This window comes from Dyadobacter sp., from assembly GCF_051859145.1.
Lineage (GTDB): Bacteria > Bacteroidota > Bacteroidia > Cytophagales > Spirosomataceae > Dyadobacter.
Genome location: NZ_JBHYGF010000257.1, coordinates 1 through 18,962, shown reverse-complemented (window position 1 = coordinate 18,962; position 18,962 = coordinate 1). Strand labels below are relative to the sequence as shown.

14 protein-coding genes are annotated in these 18,962 nt (G+C 49.8%); 9 read left to right on the top strand and 5 right to left on the bottom strand.

The window, feature by feature from the left end; genetic code table 11:
- Nucleotides 1-135 precede the first annotated feature (135 nt).
- The 5 genes from ACTIE6_RS15235 (at nt 136) to ACTIE6_RS15215 (ending at nt 4,808) form a co-directional block, all read left to right on the top strand.
- The gene (locus ACTIE6_RS15235; protein ID WP_439557453.1) at nt 136-1,476 is read left to right on the top strand and encodes a hypothetical protein; all 1,341 of its coding nucleotides are present in this window, start codon (nt 136-138) and stop codon (nt 1,474-1,476) included.
- An 87-nt stretch (nt 1,477-1,563) separates the two neighbouring features.
- Nucleotides 1,564-1,815 carry a type II toxin-antitoxin system Phd/YefM family antitoxin gene (locus tag ACTIE6_RS15230; RefSeq protein WP_439557452.1) on the top strand — a complete coding sequence of 84 codons (252 nt, stop codon included), beginning with the start codon at nt 1,564-1,566 and terminating at the stop codon, nt 1,813-1,815.
- Nucleotides 1,812-2,084: a Txe/YoeB family addiction module toxin gene (locus ACTIE6_RS15225; protein WP_439557451.1), complete on the top strand. Its 273-nt coding sequence runs from the start codon at nt 1,812-1,814 to the stop codon at nt 2,082-2,084. The genes ACTIE6_RS15230 and ACTIE6_RS15225 overlap by 4 nt, the downstream gene beginning before the upstream one ends.
- 181 nt (nt 2,085-2,265) lie before the next feature.
- On the top strand, nt 2,266-3,990 hold the full coding sequence (locus ACTIE6_RS15220; protein WP_439557450.1) for an FAD/NAD(P)-binding protein: 1,725 nt from the start codon (nt 2,266-2,268) through the stop codon (nt 3,988-3,990).
- Complete coding sequence (locus ACTIE6_RS15215; RefSeq protein ID WP_439557449.1) at nt 3,987-4,808, top strand: MOSC domain-containing protein; 822 nt, start codon at nt 3,987-3,989, stop codon at nt 4,806-4,808. The genes ACTIE6_RS15220 and ACTIE6_RS15215 overlap by 4 nt, the downstream gene beginning before the upstream one ends.
- Here the strand turns inward: ACTIE6_RS15215 and ACTIE6_RS15210 are convergent.
- On the bottom strand, nt 4,783-6,576 hold the full coding sequence (locus ACTIE6_RS15210; protein ID WP_439557448.1) for a cytochrome-c peroxidase: 1,794 nt from the start codon (nt 6,574-6,576) through the stop codon (nt 4,783-4,785). The genes ACTIE6_RS15215 and ACTIE6_RS15210 overlap by 26 nt on opposite strands.
- Before the next feature lie 64 nt (nt 6,577-6,640).
- Nucleotides 6,641-8,110 (bottom strand): hypothetical protein, encoded by a 1,470-nt coding sequence (locus tag ACTIE6_RS15205; RefSeq protein ID WP_439557447.1) that lies wholly within the window; start codon nt 8,108-8,110, stop codon nt 6,641-6,643.
- A 158-nt stretch (nt 8,111-8,268) separates the two neighbouring features.
- Here ACTIE6_RS15205 and ACTIE6_RS15200 point away from each other — a divergent pair, with 158 nt between their 5' ends.
- The 4 genes from ACTIE6_RS15200 (at nt 8,269) to ACTIE6_RS15185 (ending at nt 16,121) form a co-directional block, all read left to right on the top strand.
- Nucleotides 8,269-8,589, top strand: coding sequence for a DUF6660 family protein (locus ACTIE6_RS15200; protein ID WP_439557446.1), 321 nt, complete (start codon nt 8,269-8,271; stop codon nt 8,587-8,589).
- Nucleotides 8,590-8,670: 81 nt separating this feature from the next.
- On the top strand, nt 8,671-13,047 hold the full coding sequence (locus ACTIE6_RS15195) for a CusA/CzcA family heavy metal efflux RND transporter (protein ID WP_439557445.1): 4,377 nt from the start codon (nt 8,671-8,673) through the stop codon (nt 13,045-13,047).
- Between the two features lie 41 nt (nt 13,048-13,088).
- Complete coding sequence (locus ACTIE6_RS15190) at nt 13,089-14,276, top strand: efflux RND transporter periplasmic adaptor subunit (protein ID WP_439557444.1); 1,188 nt, start codon at nt 13,089-13,091, stop codon at nt 14,274-14,276.
- 132 nt (nt 14,277-14,408) lie between these two features.
- Nucleotides 14,409-16,121 carry an alpha-amylase family protein gene (locus ACTIE6_RS15185; protein WP_439557443.1) on the top strand — a complete coding sequence of 571 codons (1,713 nt, stop codon included), beginning with the start codon at nt 14,409-14,411 and terminating at the stop codon, nt 16,119-16,121.
- Here the strand turns inward: ACTIE6_RS15185 and ACTIE6_RS15180 are convergent.
- From ACTIE6_RS15180 to ACTIE6_RS15170, 3 genes are all read right to left on the bottom strand, one after another.
- Nucleotides 16,118-16,960, bottom strand: coding sequence for an SdiA-regulated domain-containing protein (locus ACTIE6_RS15180; RefSeq protein ID WP_439557442.1), 843 nt, complete (start codon nt 16,958-16,960; stop codon nt 16,118-16,120). The two genes, ACTIE6_RS15185 and ACTIE6_RS15180, sit on opposite strands and share 4 nt — an antisense overlap.
- Before the next feature lie 28 nt (nt 16,961-16,988).
- Entirely contained in the window at nt 16,989-18,203 is a 1,215-nt protein-coding gene (locus ACTIE6_RS15175) for a Pycsar system effector family protein (protein WP_439557441.1), read from the bottom strand.
- A gap of 54 nt (nt 18,204-18,257) precedes the next feature.
- On the bottom strand, nt 18,258-18,962 hold a 705-nt coding region (locus ACTIE6_RS15170; RefSeq protein ID WP_439557440.1), incomplete at its 5' end, for an OmpA family protein.

The following is an 18,962-nucleotide window of genomic DNA, read 5'->3' as shown; positions in this document are numbered from 1 at the left end:
TAGTGAGGATAAATTTGAGTTAGCAAATATAATTTTGCATAATACGGGGATCCGAAAAAGGGCTTGACCAGCTGCATGTACAAAATTATGGACAAGTCAAATCGTTACAAATCAGGTTTTTAGAGTAAAAGCAATATGGAGAATGGACAAGGTCAGGGCAGCCAGTTAGACCACCTTGACTACGGGTGTCAGCTGATCAGCGAGATCTATGGCAAGCCTGATATTCCGGAATGGACCAACAGCGACTATATCCGGCTGAGCAGTATACTTTACAAGAAGACGCACGTACAGATCAGTCCGAATACGCTGAAACGCATTTTTGGCAAAATCAAAACCGGAGACCGCTACTATCCACAAAAAGCAACCCGCGACGCATTGGCCAGCTACATCGGCTATCGTGACTGGGAGAGTTTTACGCAGGCCAAACCCGTTTCCGCGCAGCCCGATTTCTTCCCTGCGGCGCCGGTCGCCGAGGTACCTGTACATGAAAACAGGGTGCAAAAACAGTTAGTCAAAAAGCCGGTATCTACAAGATACGCATTCAAGATCGTGCTGGGCCTGATCTTCCTGGTCGTGCTGATCGGCGCTGCGGAGTTTTATGCTGAACGGTATGGAACACCAGCAGACGCCGCCCGCCTGATCTGCCGCAATCCCGTGGGCGGCAACCCGCATTCAGCCATATTCTCCATTGCCGGGGCCAGCCGGTACGAGGATACGTCCGACCGGCTCTATCTCGAATTCGGGGACGGAAGAAAAACCGCATTATCCCAGGCCGACAGCGTCGTTACGCACTACTACGAACGTCCGGGCAGGTACTATGCATTTCTCAAACTCAACAAACAGGTAGTTGACTCTACGGTTGTGTACCTCCATTCAAACGGGTGGACTGCTACTGCGGATATGATGCACGATACCACGCGCGTATATCCAGTGGAGATACCGGGGCTGTTCAAGGGCGGGAAAAATTTTGTGAGTGCCGGAGAAGTGGCGCGGGCTGGTGTCGACACCAACCGTACTTTCTTCGTCGATTTCAGCAACAGCCAGCCTACGGAGATCGACGGCGACAATTTTAATCTTGTAACGCGCATACAAACCTCGGCCGATCGCGCAGGCGTACGTTGCTCACAGGTGCAGCTGACGATTTTTGGAGAGTCCGCGCGGCACATGGTGGATGTGATGAAGCCGGGCTGTCTGCATTGGACCAAACTACAACTATCGGAAATCACCAAAGACGGCAAGCAGAACGGATTGGATTTCCTCGGCGCAGACTTTCGTGAGGGCGGAAAATTGCAGCTGCGGATTGAAAATAAGCGCGCCAAATTATACATCAACGATAAGCTCGTGTACGAAGGCGGTTACCAGCGCCCGCTGCACCGCATTTACGGTGTGAGCATTTCCTTCTCCGGCATCGGCAGCATCCATGCACTTTCGCTGACAGATAATAAATCGGGAAAAGCTTTCGCGGGTAACTTTTGAGTTGTTACATGTACCGGAAATAAAAAAAGCTTCCGGAACTGTTTATCTGTAAATTGCGTACCAAAATGGTACACAAAACTTACGATTATGTTAGTGATCAGCTCCCGTGAATTCCGCGACAACCAGAAGAAATACATGGACCTGGCCGATAGTAATCAGCAGGTCGTCATCCAAAGAGGGAAAGAGAAGGCTTATGTACTTACACCCATCGGTAAGGAAGACCGCTATTTCATGGATCCCCAGGTGATCGCTGAAATCCAGGAAGGCATTGATCAGTACCGCGCCGGGAAAACCACCAAAGTAGATAAAGCGGATTTTGATCAGTTGCTGGGCTTATGAGCTATCAAATAGCTTTTACTGATAAAGCGCTGAATGGGATTGAGAAACTGAAGAAGTCCGGGAACAAGCCTGTGTTGACGAAAATTCGGAAGCTGCTTGACGAGCTGACTGAACACCCGTATACCGGCACTGGTCAGCCCGAGCAGTTAAAATATGATATGGCCGGCTTCTGGTCCCGTAGGATCAGCCAGGAACACCGCCTTGTTTATGCCGTAGACGAAAACACCATCACGGTCACGATCATTTCAGCTAAGGGGCATTACGAGTAGTCCCATGCCTGTCTCCCCCAAATAGCCAGAAAATTCCCCTGTACCACTCCCAAATTAAATAGCGTGTGCGCAGCAACGCAGTCCTCCCCTGTGAGCGACTTGGGAAAATGTAGCTCAATTTACTCCTGGATCAATTTTTATATAATTACAATTTAGGAAAATTGACTCTATCAGAAACTTTATGACCCTGAAAAAAGCGCGGAGGCGCATTGCGATTATCGGAGGCGGACCAAGCGGCCTTTTCATATATAAGAAGTTGATCAGATCGAAGAAGCGCTACGATATTGATATTTTTGAAAAAACAGAAACTCTCGGCGCAGGAATGCCTTACAGCAAACAGGGCGCCAATCGTGAACATATCACAAACGTGTCGGGCAACGAAATCCCTGAGCTCGTCACCACCATTCAGGAATGGATGAAAACGGTTCCCGAAAGCCGGCTTTCAAAATACAGCATTGATCCTACAAAATTTAACAAGTACCACGTTCTTCCCCGGCTGCTCTTTGGCGACTACCTTTCCGACCAGTTCCAGCTCCTGAAAGCGGAGGCGGATAAAAAAGGAATAAAGACTAACATCCATTACAACAGCCAGGTTTCGAATATCACCGATTATCCCACGCAGGAGAAGGTTCTCATTGAAATCGAAGGTAGCGAGCCGCAAGAATTTGACGCCGTCGTGATCAGCACCGGACATAAATGGCCGGCCCGGCACGAAGGAAAAATTGAAGGATACTTCGACTCCCCCTATCCACCCTCTAAACTGGAACTGAAACTGAACCACACCGTTGCGATCAAGGGAGCTTCGCTGACGGCGATAGATGCGATCAGGACGCTGGCGAGACAAAACGGACGCTTTTACTGTGACGAACAAAACAAGCTCGTTTACGAAAGCGACAAGCAAAGCTCACGCTTCAAGATCATGATGCATTCCCGGAACGGGCTGCTGCCTGCGATCAGGTTCCACCTGGAAGAGCCGCAGGTCACGGGCAAATCCCTGCTTACCGACGAAGAAATCATAAAGAAAAGAAAGGAAAACAATGGATTCCTGCCGCTGGATTATGTTTTTGAAAAGAACTTCAAGGAAGGTTTCCGCGACGGACACCCCGAGATCTATCGCAAAATCAAGAACCTGACTATGGAGGAATTCGTGAAAATGGCGATGGATATGCGCGAAGGAAAGCCGCCATTTGAGCTTTTCAGGGAAGAATATAATGAAGCATTGAAGTCCATTGAACAGCGCGAGTCCATTTACTGGAAAGAAATGCTGGCTGAGCTGAGCTTTTTGCTTAACTACCCTGCCAAGTACTTCTCCGCCGAAGATATGATGCGCCTCGACACGGTATTGAAGCCGCTCATTGCCACGGTAATCGCATTTGTGCCCCAGAGCTCCTGCGACGAGCTGTTTGCATTGCATGAAGCCGGAAAGCTGGATATCATATCAGTTGGTCACGGCGGTGAGACCATACCCCAAAAATCGGGAGGCATCGTTTACAAATACACGGGTGAGGATGGAAAAACCTACCGCAAGACATTCCGCACGTTTGTCGACTGCTCCGGACAGAAGGCTTTCTCGTTTGAAGAATTTCCATTTAAGGGTTTGTTAATGAAAAAGTCTGTCAGCGAGGCACATCAGCGATTTCAGTCTCAGGAAGTTGGGTTTAAAATGCTGAAAGAAGGCGATGAAAGGATTGTACGCAATGCAATAGGCGACTATTTTCTGAAAGTACCCGGCGTGGCGATCAATGATTGTTTCCAGATCGTCAATGAATACGGCGCGCCAAACGACCGCGTGTATATCATGGCGGTACCCTATATCGGCGGCCATAATCCCGATTATTCAGGGCTGGACTTCTGCGAGCAGGCATCCCAATTTATCGCTGAAAAGATAGACGAGACAAGCCTATGACAGATTTCCCGCCCACGCTTTCTGAAATATGGGTTTATCCGGTAAAATCACTTGGTGGGGTAAAGCTGAGCACGGCACAGGTGGAAGAGCGTGGGCTGCAATGGGACCGAAACTGGCTGATCGTGGATGAAAACGGTGTTTTCCTTACCCAGCGCGAACACAACAACATGGCGCTGATCGGTGTGGCGATAAATGCAGATGGTTTGGAAATTTTTAATAAAAACAACTCGCAGGATTGCATTCAGGTACCTTTCGATCCCGTCACTGATCACGAGAAAGATATCAAGATCTGGAAAGACCGATTAACTGCCTGCACGGTATCTGACGAAGCCGACAAGTGGCTTTCCGTGCAGCTGGGCAGGAAAGTACAGCTTGTGAAGCTCCCGAAGTCCTCGTCGCGCCTCTCGCCGCCTGGACTTGGGAGTGTTCAAAAGCGTGTCAGTTTTGCCGATGATTTTCCATTTCTCCTCATTTCCGAAGCTTCCCTGGCCGACCTGAACAGCAGGCTCGCACACCCGGTTACCATGGACCGTTTCCGTCCCAATTTCGTAGTCGCGGGCACTTTGCCTTTTGAAGAAGATTCATGGAAAAACATCTCGATATCCGGCATTGATTTTGAAGTAGTATCTCCCTGCGAAAGGTGCGTGGTAGTGACGGTGAACCAGCAAACCGGCCACCGCAGTCCGGAGCCGCTCAAAACGCTGGCCGGCTACCGCAGGTCCGACAAGAAAATTCGTTTTGGTCAGAACGTAATTGGGCTGGGAACGGGTACCGTCAGCACAGGCGATTCCATTATGGTAATTGAGGCTGATCAGTAAGACTTTCCAGGAAGTCAATCACCTGCGCAATCTCTTCTGGAGTCAGGTTCAGCTTATCAGCAGCCAGTGTCTGATTAGGTACATTGATCTTCAAACCCGCACCTCCCCCTTCGTTATAAAATTCCATTACCTGCTGCAAAGTAGTGTAAGCGCCATTGTGCATGTAAGGCGCAGTTTTCCCGATGTTCCTGAGCGTACTTGTCTTAAATGCGTGCTGCCACTGCGGGAAACGGTTGTACTTACCCCGGCCCTTGTCGGTGTCCATGACCGGGTGCACAAAATCCGCATTGCTGGTAACTCCGAGTACTTCCGATTCGGTGCGCTGATAATCCGGCGGCACGGTACCGTTAAACAGGGGCACAAAGTGGCAGGTACCGCATTTGGCTTTGCCCATAAATACATTGAAACCAGCCACCTGACTGTCTGTCAATGCTTTTTTCTCGCCGCGCATATACCTGTCAAAAGGAGAATTAAACGGGCTGAGCGAGCGGACAAAAGTGGCTAGCGCATTCTGGACAAAGACCGGTCGGATACTGTCAAGCTCGGGATAAGCTTTTGTAAATAGCGCGCTGTACTCCTTATCAGCGGTGAGCACACGCGAAAATTCCTTCAAAGAACCACGCATTTCATCGGTATTGTGGATCACGTCCGCCGCCTGGTCTTCCAGAGAAGGTGACCGCAGATCGTAGAACATATTTTGCTGCAAAGCCGCATACATTACCGTGGGTGCATTGCGGAGAATCGGATTGTCCGCCGCGCCATTACTTGTTTTCAGTCCGTCGGTATAAGCGAGCGCCGGATTGTGGCAGGAGCCGCAGTTTGTTTTCCCATTGCCCGATATGCGTGCGTCAAAAAAGAGCTTTCTACCCAGCGCGACCCGGTCTGCGGTGGCACTGAACCGGCTCACCGACACCATTGCTTCGGGATCGAATGCATTTTTCTCAAAAAGCGTCGCGGCATCGCTGCGCAGCAACTTGCGGTCTTTGCTAAACGGAATGGATGCCAGTACCTGGTTTTCGTGCAGGGCTTCGCAAAAAGGATTGATGTGTTCGGTAATAAATCCTGCCCGGTCAAAACTGTTAAAATCTTTGTTCTTGTCTAAAAATTTCACGGCATTCTCAATGCGCTCATGCAGCTGGTCAACTTCCGGTAACGTATTTTGATAAAAGCCGAGGTAATCTTTGGCAGCGAGCAGCACCACTTTACTTTCCGCGATTGCATTGCCCGATGCCGGTGTATCAAAACCAGAGATACCGAGCGAAATCAGCCTGAACATTTCCAGCCGTATCGCGTCCAGCACGTGCGAGTCCGTGATCCTGATATCAGTCCATAACATTTTCATCCGCTTGCTGTTCACCTGCAACTTCCGGACGTGGCGGACCAGCTCGTCGCGGTCCAGCGGCTCGTCGGTATAGATCAGCTCCTCGATCACCTGTAAGCCACCCGGTTCAAAAACGGCATTTTCCTCATCCTCCACTTCATCCAGCGGCGCGCCATTTACCAGTCTGACAGTGGTAGGAAAAAAGTACTCGGCAAAAGCCTCTGTTTTCTTGTAATGCAGCCTGAGTTCGAGAAACTTCTCCTGCAATTCGGCTTTGTCGGAGCTGGTACGTACATACCCCAGGAAATCTTCATTCCTCGCAATGAGCGTATTCAGATCTCCCAGAAACTGTGCATAGACTTTGTCACTTGCATCGCGTCCGCCAGAGCAGCCAGCCACCGCCAGCCAGGCCGACAAGCAGCCCATGAACACCAAAAATTTCTTCATACCTGTATAAGTACAAAGGAAGGCTCCGTTGCGGAACCTTCCCGATGTATGCCTTTCTGAGCAATTATTGTTTGATACCTCTTACGATTACGGTTTGGCCGCCTTCTTTGTTGGTAGAAATGCCGCTTCCGTCAGCGCCTTTGTATTTTTCATCCTGCCACGTGTGCGGGTGCAGGTTGATCATGAAAGTTTCAGGGATACCTGTTACTTCCGAAATATCGATCATCGCGCCGTATTCCCAGGTACTCAGTGAATTGTTACCCACAGAATTGTATTTCGCATTGAATGTCGGATCGTTGCGGCGGTGGTTCATGCGGAGCATTGCCTTGCTTTCTTTTGTAGCAATGTTATACTGCCAGATCGTACCGTCGTGGTCGTTGTCGCGGTAAAACGAATCGCCGTCTTCCTGTACATACACGTAGTTTTTGGTCACGCAGATATTGTCAGGGTTCACGATGAAGCTGCCTGGTTTATCGGCACCGTCCATAATGATGTTCAGCTTTCCTTTCAGGGGGTTGGTTTTGTCAAAAGCAAGGTGGTACACGCGCCCCCACATATTCTTGCCTGCTACCGGCGTCACTTTATCAGGCTGGCTTACCCCTGTCGCCGTAAAGTAGATATCGCGCCCGGCACCATTGCCGCCTTTTACGTAATCGATATCCTCAACGCGTGCAAACTGGATCATTTTCTTGTCCACGGTCTGCGCCTGCAACTCTGTACCGGTACTTGTTTTTACATTGTCAAAAGGCACAAATTCTACATCGTAGCTTTGTCCTTTTACCATATCTGTCTCCACGCTCTCCTGGTTGGTACGGCGCAATGCATATAGTTTACCATTGTTCAAATCGCCCACTACATCGGATACATAAGCGACCAGCTGTCCGTTTGTATCATCTTCACCAATGATGATCACCGTTTTTCCGGGAAATGCATCTTTCGGAAGTGGTACCGCGTTTTCAGCATTCCATTTACCGAATGCAGCCACAGTACGCGACTTATTTTTCTTGTCAGCCGGCGCGAAAGGATCAATCGCGTGTGTCATAGATTCAGAGTTGGATTCTCCGGCAGTAAGGAATACCGGTCCGAAACCGTGCTCTTCGGGCGTCGCCATGGTAGCAGAGCAAAGTCTCCATTGTCCGCCTTCCGCATCCACGATATACTCGCCTTTCACCGGTTTCAGTTCTTTATCGAGGTAAACGCGCGACACAGAAAACAGGATTTCGTGGTTGTTGATCATCACGAATCCTTCGCCATTCGGGTTTTTCATGAATGCGCCGCCGTCTGGCTGTGCGCCGTAGATGAAGTCCGGCGATTCGGGAAGCTGGTCGTCGGAACTGATCAGCGTAGTGATTTTCAGGTCTTCAAATCCTGACAGCGACTGGACCAATGCGGGGTTTACCGAGCGGTTTACAAGTTTGTCAGGATCGACGGGCTGGTTGGTATGGTCCTGCAATGCGCATCCTGAAAACGTCATAGACGCCAGAATGATGGAAGCTGCGCCGGCAGCCTTGGAGAAAGTAAGATGTCTGGTCATGGTGAGTTGTTTTCACAAAGCTATCCTGCCAACAATACCTGGCAGTTAAGCCAGTGTTAAGCAATTGTGATCCTATTCTGCGGGTCTTTGAAAATCAGCAAAAACAAACCCTCCCTGACTCCCTGTTGCACATCTTATCACCTTATATTTGCCGCCACATGAAGCTGCTTTACTACATATTATCGCTCTACACGATCCTGCTTTCCTGCATTCCCTGTCAGGATGAAGCGCCGGAACCGGTCAGCGAGGTATATGTCGCCAGTATCCGCGCCGATCATCCTGACGATACGCACGCAGCATTGGATTTATGCTCTCCCTTTTGCATTTGTACGTGCTGCGCCGGAATCACTTTACAGCAGGTACCCGCAGCTTTACCAGAAGCAACTTCTTCCCTCATTTTTCAGGACCGGTTTGATACCTATACCAGGCCGGGCCACAGCGAAAACCTGAACAGCATCTGGCAGCCGCCCAGGGCTTAGTGTACCCCGTTTGTTGTTTTTGCAAATGCCGGAGCTTTCGCGTCGGCAGTAGCGCATTCGTACACACCAATCCCATTTAAAATGCTGGATAAAATCATCCGTTTTTCCATTCACAATAAACTTGTGATCGGGATATCTATGCTTGCCCTGGTCGCAGGAGGCATTTATTCACTTACCCAACTCCCCATTGATGCTGTTCCTGATATCACCAATAACCAGGTGCAGATTATCACCACAAGCCCCTCTCTGGCGGCCCAGGAGGTAGAGCGGCTCGTTACCTTCCCGGTTGAAACGGCCATGGCCACCATTCCGAATACCGAAGAGATCCGGTCTATATCCCGGTTCGGACTGTCGGTGGTTACCATCGTGTTCAAAGATCAGGTCGACGTTTACTGGGCCCGGCAGCAGGTTTCTGAGCGGCTGCAAAGTGCCGCGGAACAGATCCCGCCCGGTACCGGCACACCCGGACTTGCGCCCGTCACGACCGGCCTCGGCGAGATATACCAGTATGTGCTGCATACCAAACCCGGATTCGAAAAACAGTACCCTCCCATGGAACTGCGCAGCATTCAGGACTGGCTGGTGCGCAGGCAGCTGCTCGGTACCGAGGGTGTAGCCGACGTGAGCAGCTTCGGCGGTTTTTTGAAACAATATGAAATCGCCATTGATCCGGTGAAACTCAGAAGTGCGCAGGTGACCATGAGCGATGTTTTTACCGCATTGGAAAAAAACAACCAGAATACCGGCGGGGCTTACATTGATAAAAAACCAAATGCCTATTTCATCCGCAGCGAAGGGTTGATCGGCAGTCTGGCGGACATTGAAAGGATCCGGGTAAAAGAACTTGGAAACGGACTCCCGCTCCGCATCAGGGATATCGCTACGGTACAGCTTGGCGCGGCAGTGCGCTATGGCGCGATGACCCGAAATGACGAAGGCGAAGTAGTGGGCGGACTGGTACTGATGCTCAAAGGCGCGAATGCGTCCAAAGTGATCGGGAATGTAAAGGAAAGGATTGCGCAGATCAGCAAATCGCTGCCGGAGGGCGTGGTAATAGAGCCTTTTCTGGACCGTACCAAGCTGGTGAATAAGGCAATCAGCACGGTTTCGCGTAACCTGATCGAAGGCGCATTGATCGTCATTTTTGTCCTGATCCTGTTGCTGGGCAACCTGCGGGCGGGGCTGATCGTAGCATCTGTGATCCCGCTTTCGATGCTCTTTGCAGTGACGATGATGAACCTGTTCGGTGTATCGGGCAACCTGATGAGCCTCGGGGCGATTGATTTCGGGTTGATCGTCGACGGCGCGGTAATCATCGTGGAAGCGACCCTCCATCACATGGCGGCCAGGAAACTGACCGGCAGACTCACGCAGGACGAAATGGATGCAGAAGTTTATGCATCAGCCTCCAAGATCCGCAACTCGGCCGCATTCGGCGAAATTATCATTTTGATTGTGTACCTGCCGATACTTGCACTGGCTGGCATTGAAGGCAAGATGTTCAAGCCGATGGCGCAGACTGTCAGCTTCGCCATTCTCGGCGCATTCATTTTATCACTCACCTATGTACCCATGATTTCAGCGCTTTTTCTGAGCAAGGAAAATAAGCCAGCCCTCCATATTTCCGACCGCATTATCGCATTCTTTCACCGCAGGTACCTGCCCGCGCTCGCATTCGCGCTGAAAAACCGGCTGGGTATCATAGCAGGTTCTTTACTCCTCTTTGGCATTTCGCTCTGGCTTTTTCTGACGATGGGCGGCGAGTTTATCCCGCAGCTTGACGAAGGCGATTTCGCCATTGAAATGCGTGTGCTGACGGGAAGCTCGCTATCAGAGACGGTAGATGCCAGTCAAAAAGCGGCGGGTTTGCTGAAAAAGCATTTCCCGGATGAGGTAGTGGAAGTGGTCGGCAAGATTGGCTCTTCCGAGATACCTACTGATCCTATGCCGGTGGAAGCTGGCGATATCATGGTGATTCTGAAAGAAAAATCGGAATGGACGAAGGCGGCCGGTCGCGAAGAGCTGGCGGGCAAAATGCAGGAACTACTCACTAACACTATTCCCGGCGTCACATTCGGGTTTCAGCAGCCTATCCAGATGCGCTTCAATGAACTTATTTCGGGTGTAAAACAGGATGTGGCTGTCAAAATCTTCGGGGAAGACCTGGCGGTACTTGCCCGGGAAGCAAAGAAAATCGGCAGGCTTGCGGCGAGTGTGGAAGGTGCGGAGGATTTGTATGTGGAGGAAGTAAGCGGGTTGCCGCAGATCGTAGTGAACTTTGACCGGGATAAACTGGCGCAGTTCGGAGTCAATGTGGAAGACGCCAACCGTACGATCAGCACCGCATTTGCAGGGAGCAGCGCCGGACTGGTTTACGAAGGTGAAAAACGTTTCGACCTGGTCGTTCGGCTCGCCAGCCAGAACCGCCAGACGCTCGACGACGTGAAGGCGCTTTTTATCACCACCCCGCACGGAGAACAAATCCCGCTCAGCCAGGTAGCTGCTGTTGAAATGGTAACGGGCGCCAACCAGATCCAGCGCGAGGATACCAGGCGGCGCATTATCGTCGCATTCAATGTAAGAGGCCGGGATGTGGAGGGTGTCGTCAACGAATTGCAATCGAAAATCGACCGGGAAATAAAGCTGCCTGCCGGCTACTATACCACTTATGGCGGACAGTTTCAAAACCTGAAAGAAGCCAATCGCAGGCTGGGCATTGCGGTACCTGTGGCTTTGCTGCTCATTTTCGTGCTGTTGTATTTCAGTTTCAGGTCTGTGCGGCAAAGTGTGCTGATACTCTCGGCCATTCCGCTATCGGCAATCGGCGGAGTAGTTGCGCTCTGGGCGCGTGGTATGCCTTTCAGCATTTCTGCCGGGATAGGTTTTATCGCGCTTTTTGGTGTGGCTGTTCTGAATGGGATTGTACTCATTGCAGAGTTCAACTACCTCCGCAAACAGGGACTTTCGGATTTAAAAACGGTAATTTTCCAGGGTACAGAAACGCGCCTTAGGCCTGTGCTGCTGACCGCGCTTGTCGCTTCACTCGGATTTCTTCCCATGGCATTATCCAACAGTGCAGGCGCCGAGGTACAGCGTCCGCTTGCCACGGTGGTAATCGGCGGGCTCGTTTCGGCTACTTTGCTGACCTTGCTTGTGCTGCCCGTTTTATACCTGATTATCGAAACCCGCTTTGGCAAAAAACGCAGTAGCAAGCCGCTTGTTATTCTATTGTTATCTGTATTTGCGGTCAGTACAGCCAATGCGCAGGACAGTACCGGCACCAGAAAACTGACCCTGCCTCAGGCGATTGAAGAAGCAGTTTCCAAAAATCCGGAAATCAAATCCGGGCAATTTCTCGTGGGATACCAGGAAGAAATTTCAGGTACTGCGACTGAGATACCAAAGACAGAGCTATCCTGGATGGGCGGACAGTACAACAGCAGGAAGTTTGACAATCATTTTACCTTATCCCAGAGCTTACCCAATCCCGCCGTATCCAAAAAGCGAAAGGCATTGTTTGCAGAGCAGGTGAATGCAGCCCGCGCCAGCGTGGAAGTAACCAGGGCTGAGCTGGTCAAAAGTGTAAAGCAAATCTATTACCTGCAACGCTCGGCGAAGAGCAGGCAGCAGCTGCTACTTAGTGAATATGAACGTGCGAGCCGTTTTGCAGCGGCTGCCACGCTTCGTTTCATAGCAGGTGAGACAAACCAGCTTGAAGAGGCCGTGGCGAAAAGTGAAGTCGCTGAAATCCAGGCGAGGCTGGCGCAGAACAAAACCAGGCTGGTTAACCTGCAAAAGCAGCTTCAACTAATCGTAAACAGTCCCGGCCTGGTAGAAGCTGCGGAAGATTCCGTAGGCAAACCGGCTTTGACTTCCATTGCAACTGATGCACAACTTGTGAGCACCAATCCGCTGCTGCGTTTGCTGGAACAGGAGGTGGCGGTGGAGCGTCAGTCTGTGGCTTTGCAAAGAACTGCGCTGCTGCCTGATTTCAACATCGGTTACTTTAACCAGTCGCTGATCGGGAACCAGAATGTAAATGGAACAGAAATCTACTACGGCGGCGGAAAACGGTTCCAGGGCTTTCAGGCAGGTATTGGTATCCCGATTTTCAATGGAGCCGCAAAGTCGCGGATCAGGGCTGGCGAGATAAACCAGCAGATTGCAGCTACGCGGCTGGGCTTTGCGAGAATGCAGCTCGAAGCCAGTTTGCAGCAGGCTATGCTCACTTACCGGACCGATGCAGACAACCTTAACCTGTATGAACAAACTTCGCTACCGCTCGCGGAGGTAATCAGAGCCAATGCAGCAAAAGCTTACGAAGCAGGCGAGATCGGGTATGTGGAATTTTCGCAGGCAATTGCACGCGCATTCCGGATCCGGGAAACTTACCTCGACCTGCTCGAGTCACTGAACCAGTCGGCGATAGAGATTGAGTTCCTGCTCGACAAACCCTGAGCTTCCATTTAATCCCGGTTTTTAATCCAAAAAATATAACAATGAAAAATATAGCCATTTTAATAATCTTCATCTGCACGCTGACTTTTTGCACAAAAAAGGAAGCAGAGCAGCCGCACCAAACAGAAGAACATCACGAAGAGGAAAGCAACGTAGTGGAACTTACGAAGGCGCAGTACCAGACGGCCGGCATTGAGCTGGGCTCAATTGGTACCCGCAATCTGAGCGAGGTGATCAATGCGAATGGACTGATCGACATTCCGCCGCAAAACCTGGTAAGTATCTCCGCCCCGCTTGGCGGGTTTGTGCGGAAAACTGAATTACTGCAAGGTATGCATGTTAAAAAAGGGCAGCTGCTTGCGACGATTGAAAACCCAGATTTTATACAAATGCAGCAGGATTATCTGGAGACAGCCGGAAAACTGGAATATGCGGAGCTGGATTATACCCGGCAGGCGGCGTTGAGCAAAGAGAATGTAAATGCGCAGAAAACCTTTCAACTGGCTGCGGCAGAGGTAAAAACGCAGCGCGCGCGCCTAGCCGGACTGAAAGAAAGGCTGAAAACGGCCGGCATCAATATGCATATCTTGGAAAAAGGCACCATTGTGAACAGCGCGGCCATTTACGCCCCGATCAGTGGCTCGGTGACGACGGTGAATGTGAATCTGGGCAAGTATGTGAATCCGACGGATGTGATGTTTGAGATCGTGGATACCGATCATTTACACGTAGAGCTCTCGGTCTTCGAACAGGATATTCCTAAGCTGAAAATCGGGCAGCTGGTGCGGTTTACGGTCAGCAATAATCCCGGCAAATCGCATCTTGCCAAAGTTTACCTGATCAATCAGAAGATCAATGAGGACCGCACGGTGCGCGTGCATTGCCATTTGTCGAAAGATGATCCCGGCCTTTTGCCGCAAAATTTCGTTAGCGCGGTGATAGAAACCGGTGCGAACCCCGTAAGTGCATTGCCCAACGAGGCTATCGTCGATTTTGGGGGTAAATCTTTCGTTTTTATACAGCAGAATGAAGGGCAGCAAACCGGAAAAGAAGCGCAGGAAACGCATTTTATAATGGAAGAAATCAGCAAGGGAACTTCGGAAAATGGCTACACGCAGATCAAGTCACCGGCAGCGGCAAAGCTGAAAGATGCGCAGATTGTTGTCAAAGGCGCTTATTCACTTTTATCCAAACTGAAAAACTCGGAAGAAGACACACACGGGCACTAAGTACCCTCAGTGTTGCATTCGCACAACAAAAATGCGCCTGGAACAACCCGGCATATCTTTTGATGCCCTTACGCGTTCGAAGTCCAAAAACACTACCAACCGGACCGTTTGGTGCAATCAAAAATCAGCTTGATGAAAAAGAGATACGCGTTTTTACAACTCACATTTTTGCTCTTTTCAGGGGCCTGCTTCTCGCAAAAAAAACTGGCAAGTGTCGATCTCAAGGATCAGCTATGGTATAAAAACAGCGTGATTTACAACCTGGAAGTCGGTGTTTTCAAAGACAGTGACGGCGATGGTCGGGGTGACTTTACCGGGCTGATCCAAAAGCTCGATTATCTTACCGCGCTGGGCATCGACGCGATCTGGCTGGCTCCTTTTCAGCCTTCACCGGGTCAGGATGACGGGTACGATGTGGCAGACTTTTATGCCGTGGACGAAAAGCTCGGCACGCCGGGCGATTTTGCTGAATTTATGTTCCAGGCGCAAAAACGGGGTATACGGGTGATAATGGACCTGGTGATCAACCACACTTCCGAGCAGCATCCGTGGTTTAAAGCAGCGCGGCAGAGCAAGAACTCGCCTTACCGCGACTGGTACATCTGGTCGGAAAAGCTGCCGAAAGATTACGACAAAGGAATGGTGTTTCCGGGTGTGCAAAAGGCCGTCTGGACCAAAGATGCTTCGGGTGAATACTATTACCACAGGTTCTACGATTTTCAGCCAGACCTGAATTTTGCCAATCCGAAAGTGGTCCAGGAAAGTCAGAAGATCATCGGATTTTGGCTCAATCAGGGCATTTCCGGTTTCAGGCTGGACGCGGTACCATTCATTCTGGAAATTCCGAAGACTGGAAGTGATAAGCCGGAGCTCGACTTTCAGTTTTTGACAGATATCCGCCAGTTTGCACAAACGCGTAAGGCAGATGTGGCCATTCTGGGCGAGGCAAATGTAGTCCCGGAGGATACCAAAAATTACTTTGGAGAGAATGGAAGCGGCATGCACATGATGTTCAACTTCTTTGCGAATCAGCATTTGTTTTACGCATTGGCGACCGGAAACCTGGAACCGTTTAAAAAGGCGATTACCCTGACCCAGCAAATTCCACAAGCTTCACAATGGGCGCATTTCCTGCGTAACCACGACGAAATAGACCTGGGAAGACTGACCGACAAGCAGCGGCAGGAAGTTTATGCCAAAATGGGTCCCGACACGAGTATGCAGCTATACGACCGCGGGATCCGCCGCCGACTTGCACCGATGCTTTCCAACAACCGCAAACACCTGGAACTTGCATATAGTCTGCTGTTTTCCCTGCCCGGAACACCGGTGATCAGGTATGGTGACGAAATTGGGATGGGTGATGATCTGAGATTGAAGGAGCGGATTTCGGTACGTACGCCCATGCAATGGACTGCTGAAAAAAATGGAGGTTTTACCAGCGCGGATACTGCATTCAGGCCAGTGATCAGTTCGGGAGAGTATGGTTATCAAACCCTCAATGTGGCTCAGCAGCAGCGTGATCCGAATTCACTTTTGAGCTGGACGTCGAAGATCATCAGGCTCCGGAAATCCTGTCCGGAAATTGCATTAGGCACCTACCAGCTGCTCGAAACGGGATCGCCGCACGTATTTGCGATCAGGTATACATACGAAGGAAAATCGGTGGTGATACTGCACAATTTCAGTGACAAGCCGCAAAAATCAACCTTCACGCTGGAAGATAAGGACACCCTCTTCGACCTGATCAATATGGAGGATCAGAAACCTGCGGGAAACAAGTATACTGTTTCTCTGGATGGTTACGGTTACAAATGGTTCCGTGCGGGAGATGTGATGCGCTAATGTGCGATTCTTGAAAATTTGAGGATGTTCCCGCTGAAAAGATCATCGCCTTCATTTGAAATGTAAAGGCTGCCCTGCTTGTCAAACGCGATCCCCTCGGGCTGGATGAAAATGTTACCATCAAGCGGAAATGCGTCTTTTACTTTCCAGTTTGCATCTGTAATGACCAGCAGCTTGTTGACCGCCGAGAGGATATACCACTCACCGGTGACGGGATTGCGGGCCAGTGCGGAAGGCCGTAAGCCGCGCGCTACTTTTCCGTGAATAGCCGCATTTTTTTTTACATCGATACTGAATGTGGCAGATGCAAAATCCTTGTCGGGATCAAATGTATAACCAGTTACTGCGGTTTTAGAATCATCTCCCGGGCAGTTTTTACAAAGCACGAACAGCTTGCCTGACTCTTTGTCGGCGAACATTCCTTCGTACTCTCCTTTTGGCAGCAAACCTTTCAGCTCCCGCACATTTTCAGCTTCCTCAAATGCGCATTCAGCGAGTGGAAAGGTATAGATCACGCCATTGCTTTTGAGTATAAAAATCGCTTCTCTAAGTATGGAAATATCCTCATAATCGCCCTTTTTGGCGAATTTCGTGTGTGTTTGCCGGCTTACATCCCAGCCCAGCCGGAACACTTTTCCTTCTTCATCCTGCACGGCATACACCGTATCGCTGTTCCCATTGCGCAACGCGATCCCCGAAATCTCGAACAGACTTTCGGGCATATTGAACCTGTCGGGACTCGCCAGATCGTAATCGCCAGTGCGTACATCCTTCTTTTCGGATGCATTGCAGCTGACGAGCAACAGCACGATTATTGCGGGTTTGAGTAAAGAAGGCAAAAAACAAATACGGGTTAATTGCATTGGATTAATGTTCAAAAAGCAGGGAAGCCACTACAAAAGAGATCACAGAAACGATCACACCGAACATGAATACATTGTACCCGATGCGCAGCAAGCGATACTTTTTACCCAAAACCACCCCTTGTGAATACACGTCTTTTGTGAGAGAACCGTACAGGAACTCGCGGTCGTTCATCAGTCGCTGCATTCCGCCGGCGTAATCTTGGTACGACATTCTGTAAAAGTTGCCGAAGAAAAGCAGGTTCACACTTTTGTTATCAATATCCTCCTGCGAAAAAGTACCGTGCGGAATAGTAGGCCGCGTTGACAAAATGGAAAAAACCATTGTTACGAGGCAAACGGCCAGCAGCAAGGTAGTCGGGAAAATCAGGTAAGTATTATCTTCCAGCCGCCTGATCAGCACACTTAGCAACACCGAAATGATGATAGACGTGGTGGTAATCATAATATGCGCCTTGTTATCAGCCATATCACTCAGTCGCTGGTGATTATTTGAACTGATCCTGAACATGGTTTCAATGCCTTTGTCCGGCCGGTCCGATTTGGCTTTTTTCTCCTCAGCTACATTTGGCTGAACTTCCGTCGCTTTCAATGCAGCGGGCGGTTCACTGGTATCAGCGGCCTCTGTCTGTTTTTCTTTCAGCTTGGCGAGGTTTTTCTCTTTTTGCTTGTTCAGCAGGTCGCGGCAGTAATCTGTCTGGAACCGGTGGCTTTCAAAAAGCCTGATCGTGCTTTCGCGCCACTTTGCCTTGTCGATTTTATGACCGGCTTTCTGCTCGGCCTCTTTTCGCACCAGCTTGTTCCATTCACTGAACTCGGGGGTGCCGAGGTGGTACACGTCGGCGTCACATACGATCTGCTCCAATAAATCCGACGGGTTCTGCGGCCAGATCGTAGCCATAATGCACTGCTGCACTTTTTCGACGATCTCCTCTCCTATCCCTTCCGATCGCAGAAATGCTGCTGCCAGCCCGGCGCCGCGCTGCTCGTGTCCGGCTGTTTCGCCATTGACATAACCTGTGTCGTGGTACCAGGCCGCAGTCTGTACAACAAACAAATCCCGCTCATTCAGCTCATAGTGACCGCCGATCCGGGCAGCATTGGCCACCACCGACTCGGTATGTACCAGGTTGTGGTAACAAAGCTGCGACAGGTTTTTATTTTTGAAAAAATGATGAACACTGTGCCTTACCTTGTCGAGCTGATGCTGATAATTCATATAGATATTCCCGTTGTGCGGTTGAATGGTATAAGGTTGGACTTTTTGATCTGCTTATTCCGGAGTAACCTGGATCACTACTCTTCTGTTTTTTTCAGGTTCACTCTTCGAAACCAAACCGGCCGACCCAAGCCAATTTGTGGTTATCCTGGAATCTTTTATTCCCTTGTCTTTTAAATACTTTGCAACTGTTCTGGTTCTGTATTCAGACAATGTCAGATTTTTAGCTTCTTCACCAATATGATCGGTATAGCCGGTTATTGAAACTGCGAATTTCCCATTCGTCTTAATGATCTCAATAATTGAATCCAATACCATTATTGACGATTTATTCAATTTATATTCTGTTTGATTGAAATAGACGTTTTTTGTGAATGGAAATGCAATACGCGCTTTTTCATCACCTGAATCCAACTCTGGTTGTATACCATCAATCAAAAGTAAATTCAACCCTTTTCCGACCTGAATCTGTTTTTGCATAATTATTTCCTCGGACGAAGATGTAACCAAAACATCTATGGACGGAGATTTTTCCGTAACCCCCATAAAAGCACCGCGATGTCCTCTCTCTATCATTTGCTTTGGAAATTCAACCACACATTCCTTTTTTAAGAACTGAACGGTGTAGTCTTTTGATAAAGATTTGGCAGTCCCTATGTATAAGGCATCTTCAATGGACACTACTGCAGAGTCAAGCTGAGTAGCAGGCAAATCAAACAGAAACTCAACCTCAGACTTGGCTTTTCCGATAAAGCGGAC

Excerpts from the sequence above, each read along its gene's own strand:
- ACTIE6_RS15235 (WP_439557453.1), top strand. The coding sequence starts at position 136 with ATGGAGAATGGACAAGGTCAGGGCAGCCAGTTAGACCACCTTGACTAC.
- ACTIE6_RS15230 (WP_439557452.1), top strand. The coding sequence starts at position 1,564 with ATGTTAGTGATCAGCTCCCGTGAATTCCGCGACAACCAGAAGAAATAC.
- ACTIE6_RS15225 (WP_439557451.1), top strand. The coding sequence starts at position 1,812 with ATGAGCTATCAAATAGCTTTTACTGATAAAGCGCTGAATGGGATTGAG.
- ACTIE6_RS15220 (WP_439557450.1), top strand. The coding sequence starts at position 2,266 with ATGACCCTGAAAAAAGCGCGGAGGCGCATTGCGATTATCGGAGGCGGA.
- ACTIE6_RS15215 (WP_439557449.1), top strand. The coding sequence starts at position 3,987 with ATGACAGATTTCCCGCCCACGCTTTCTGAAATATGGGTTTATCCGGTA.
- ACTIE6_RS15210 (WP_439557448.1), bottom strand. The coding sequence starts at position 6,576 with ATGAAGAAATTTTTGGTGTTCATGGGCTGCTTGTCGGCCTGGCTGGCG.
- ACTIE6_RS15205 (WP_439557447.1), bottom strand. The coding sequence starts at position 8,110 with ATGACCAGACATCTTACTTTCTCCAAGGCTGCCGGCGCAGCTTCCATC.
- ACTIE6_RS15200 (WP_439557446.1), top strand. The coding sequence starts at position 8,269 with ATGAAGCTGCTTTACTACATATTATCGCTCTACACGATCCTGCTTTCC.
- ACTIE6_RS15195 (WP_439557445.1), top strand. The coding sequence starts at position 8,671 with ATGCTGGATAAAATCATCCGTTTTTCCATTCACAATAAACTTGTGATC.
- ACTIE6_RS15190 (WP_439557444.1), top strand. The coding sequence starts at position 13,089 with ATGAAAAATATAGCCATTTTAATAATCTTCATCTGCACGCTGACTTTT.
- ACTIE6_RS15185 (WP_439557443.1), top strand. The coding sequence starts at position 14,409 with ATGAAAAAGAGATACGCGTTTTTACAACTCACATTTTTGCTCTTTTCA.
- ACTIE6_RS15175 (WP_439557441.1), bottom strand. The coding sequence starts at position 18,203 with ATGAATTATCAGCATCAGCTCGACAAGGTAAGGCACAGTGTTCATCAT.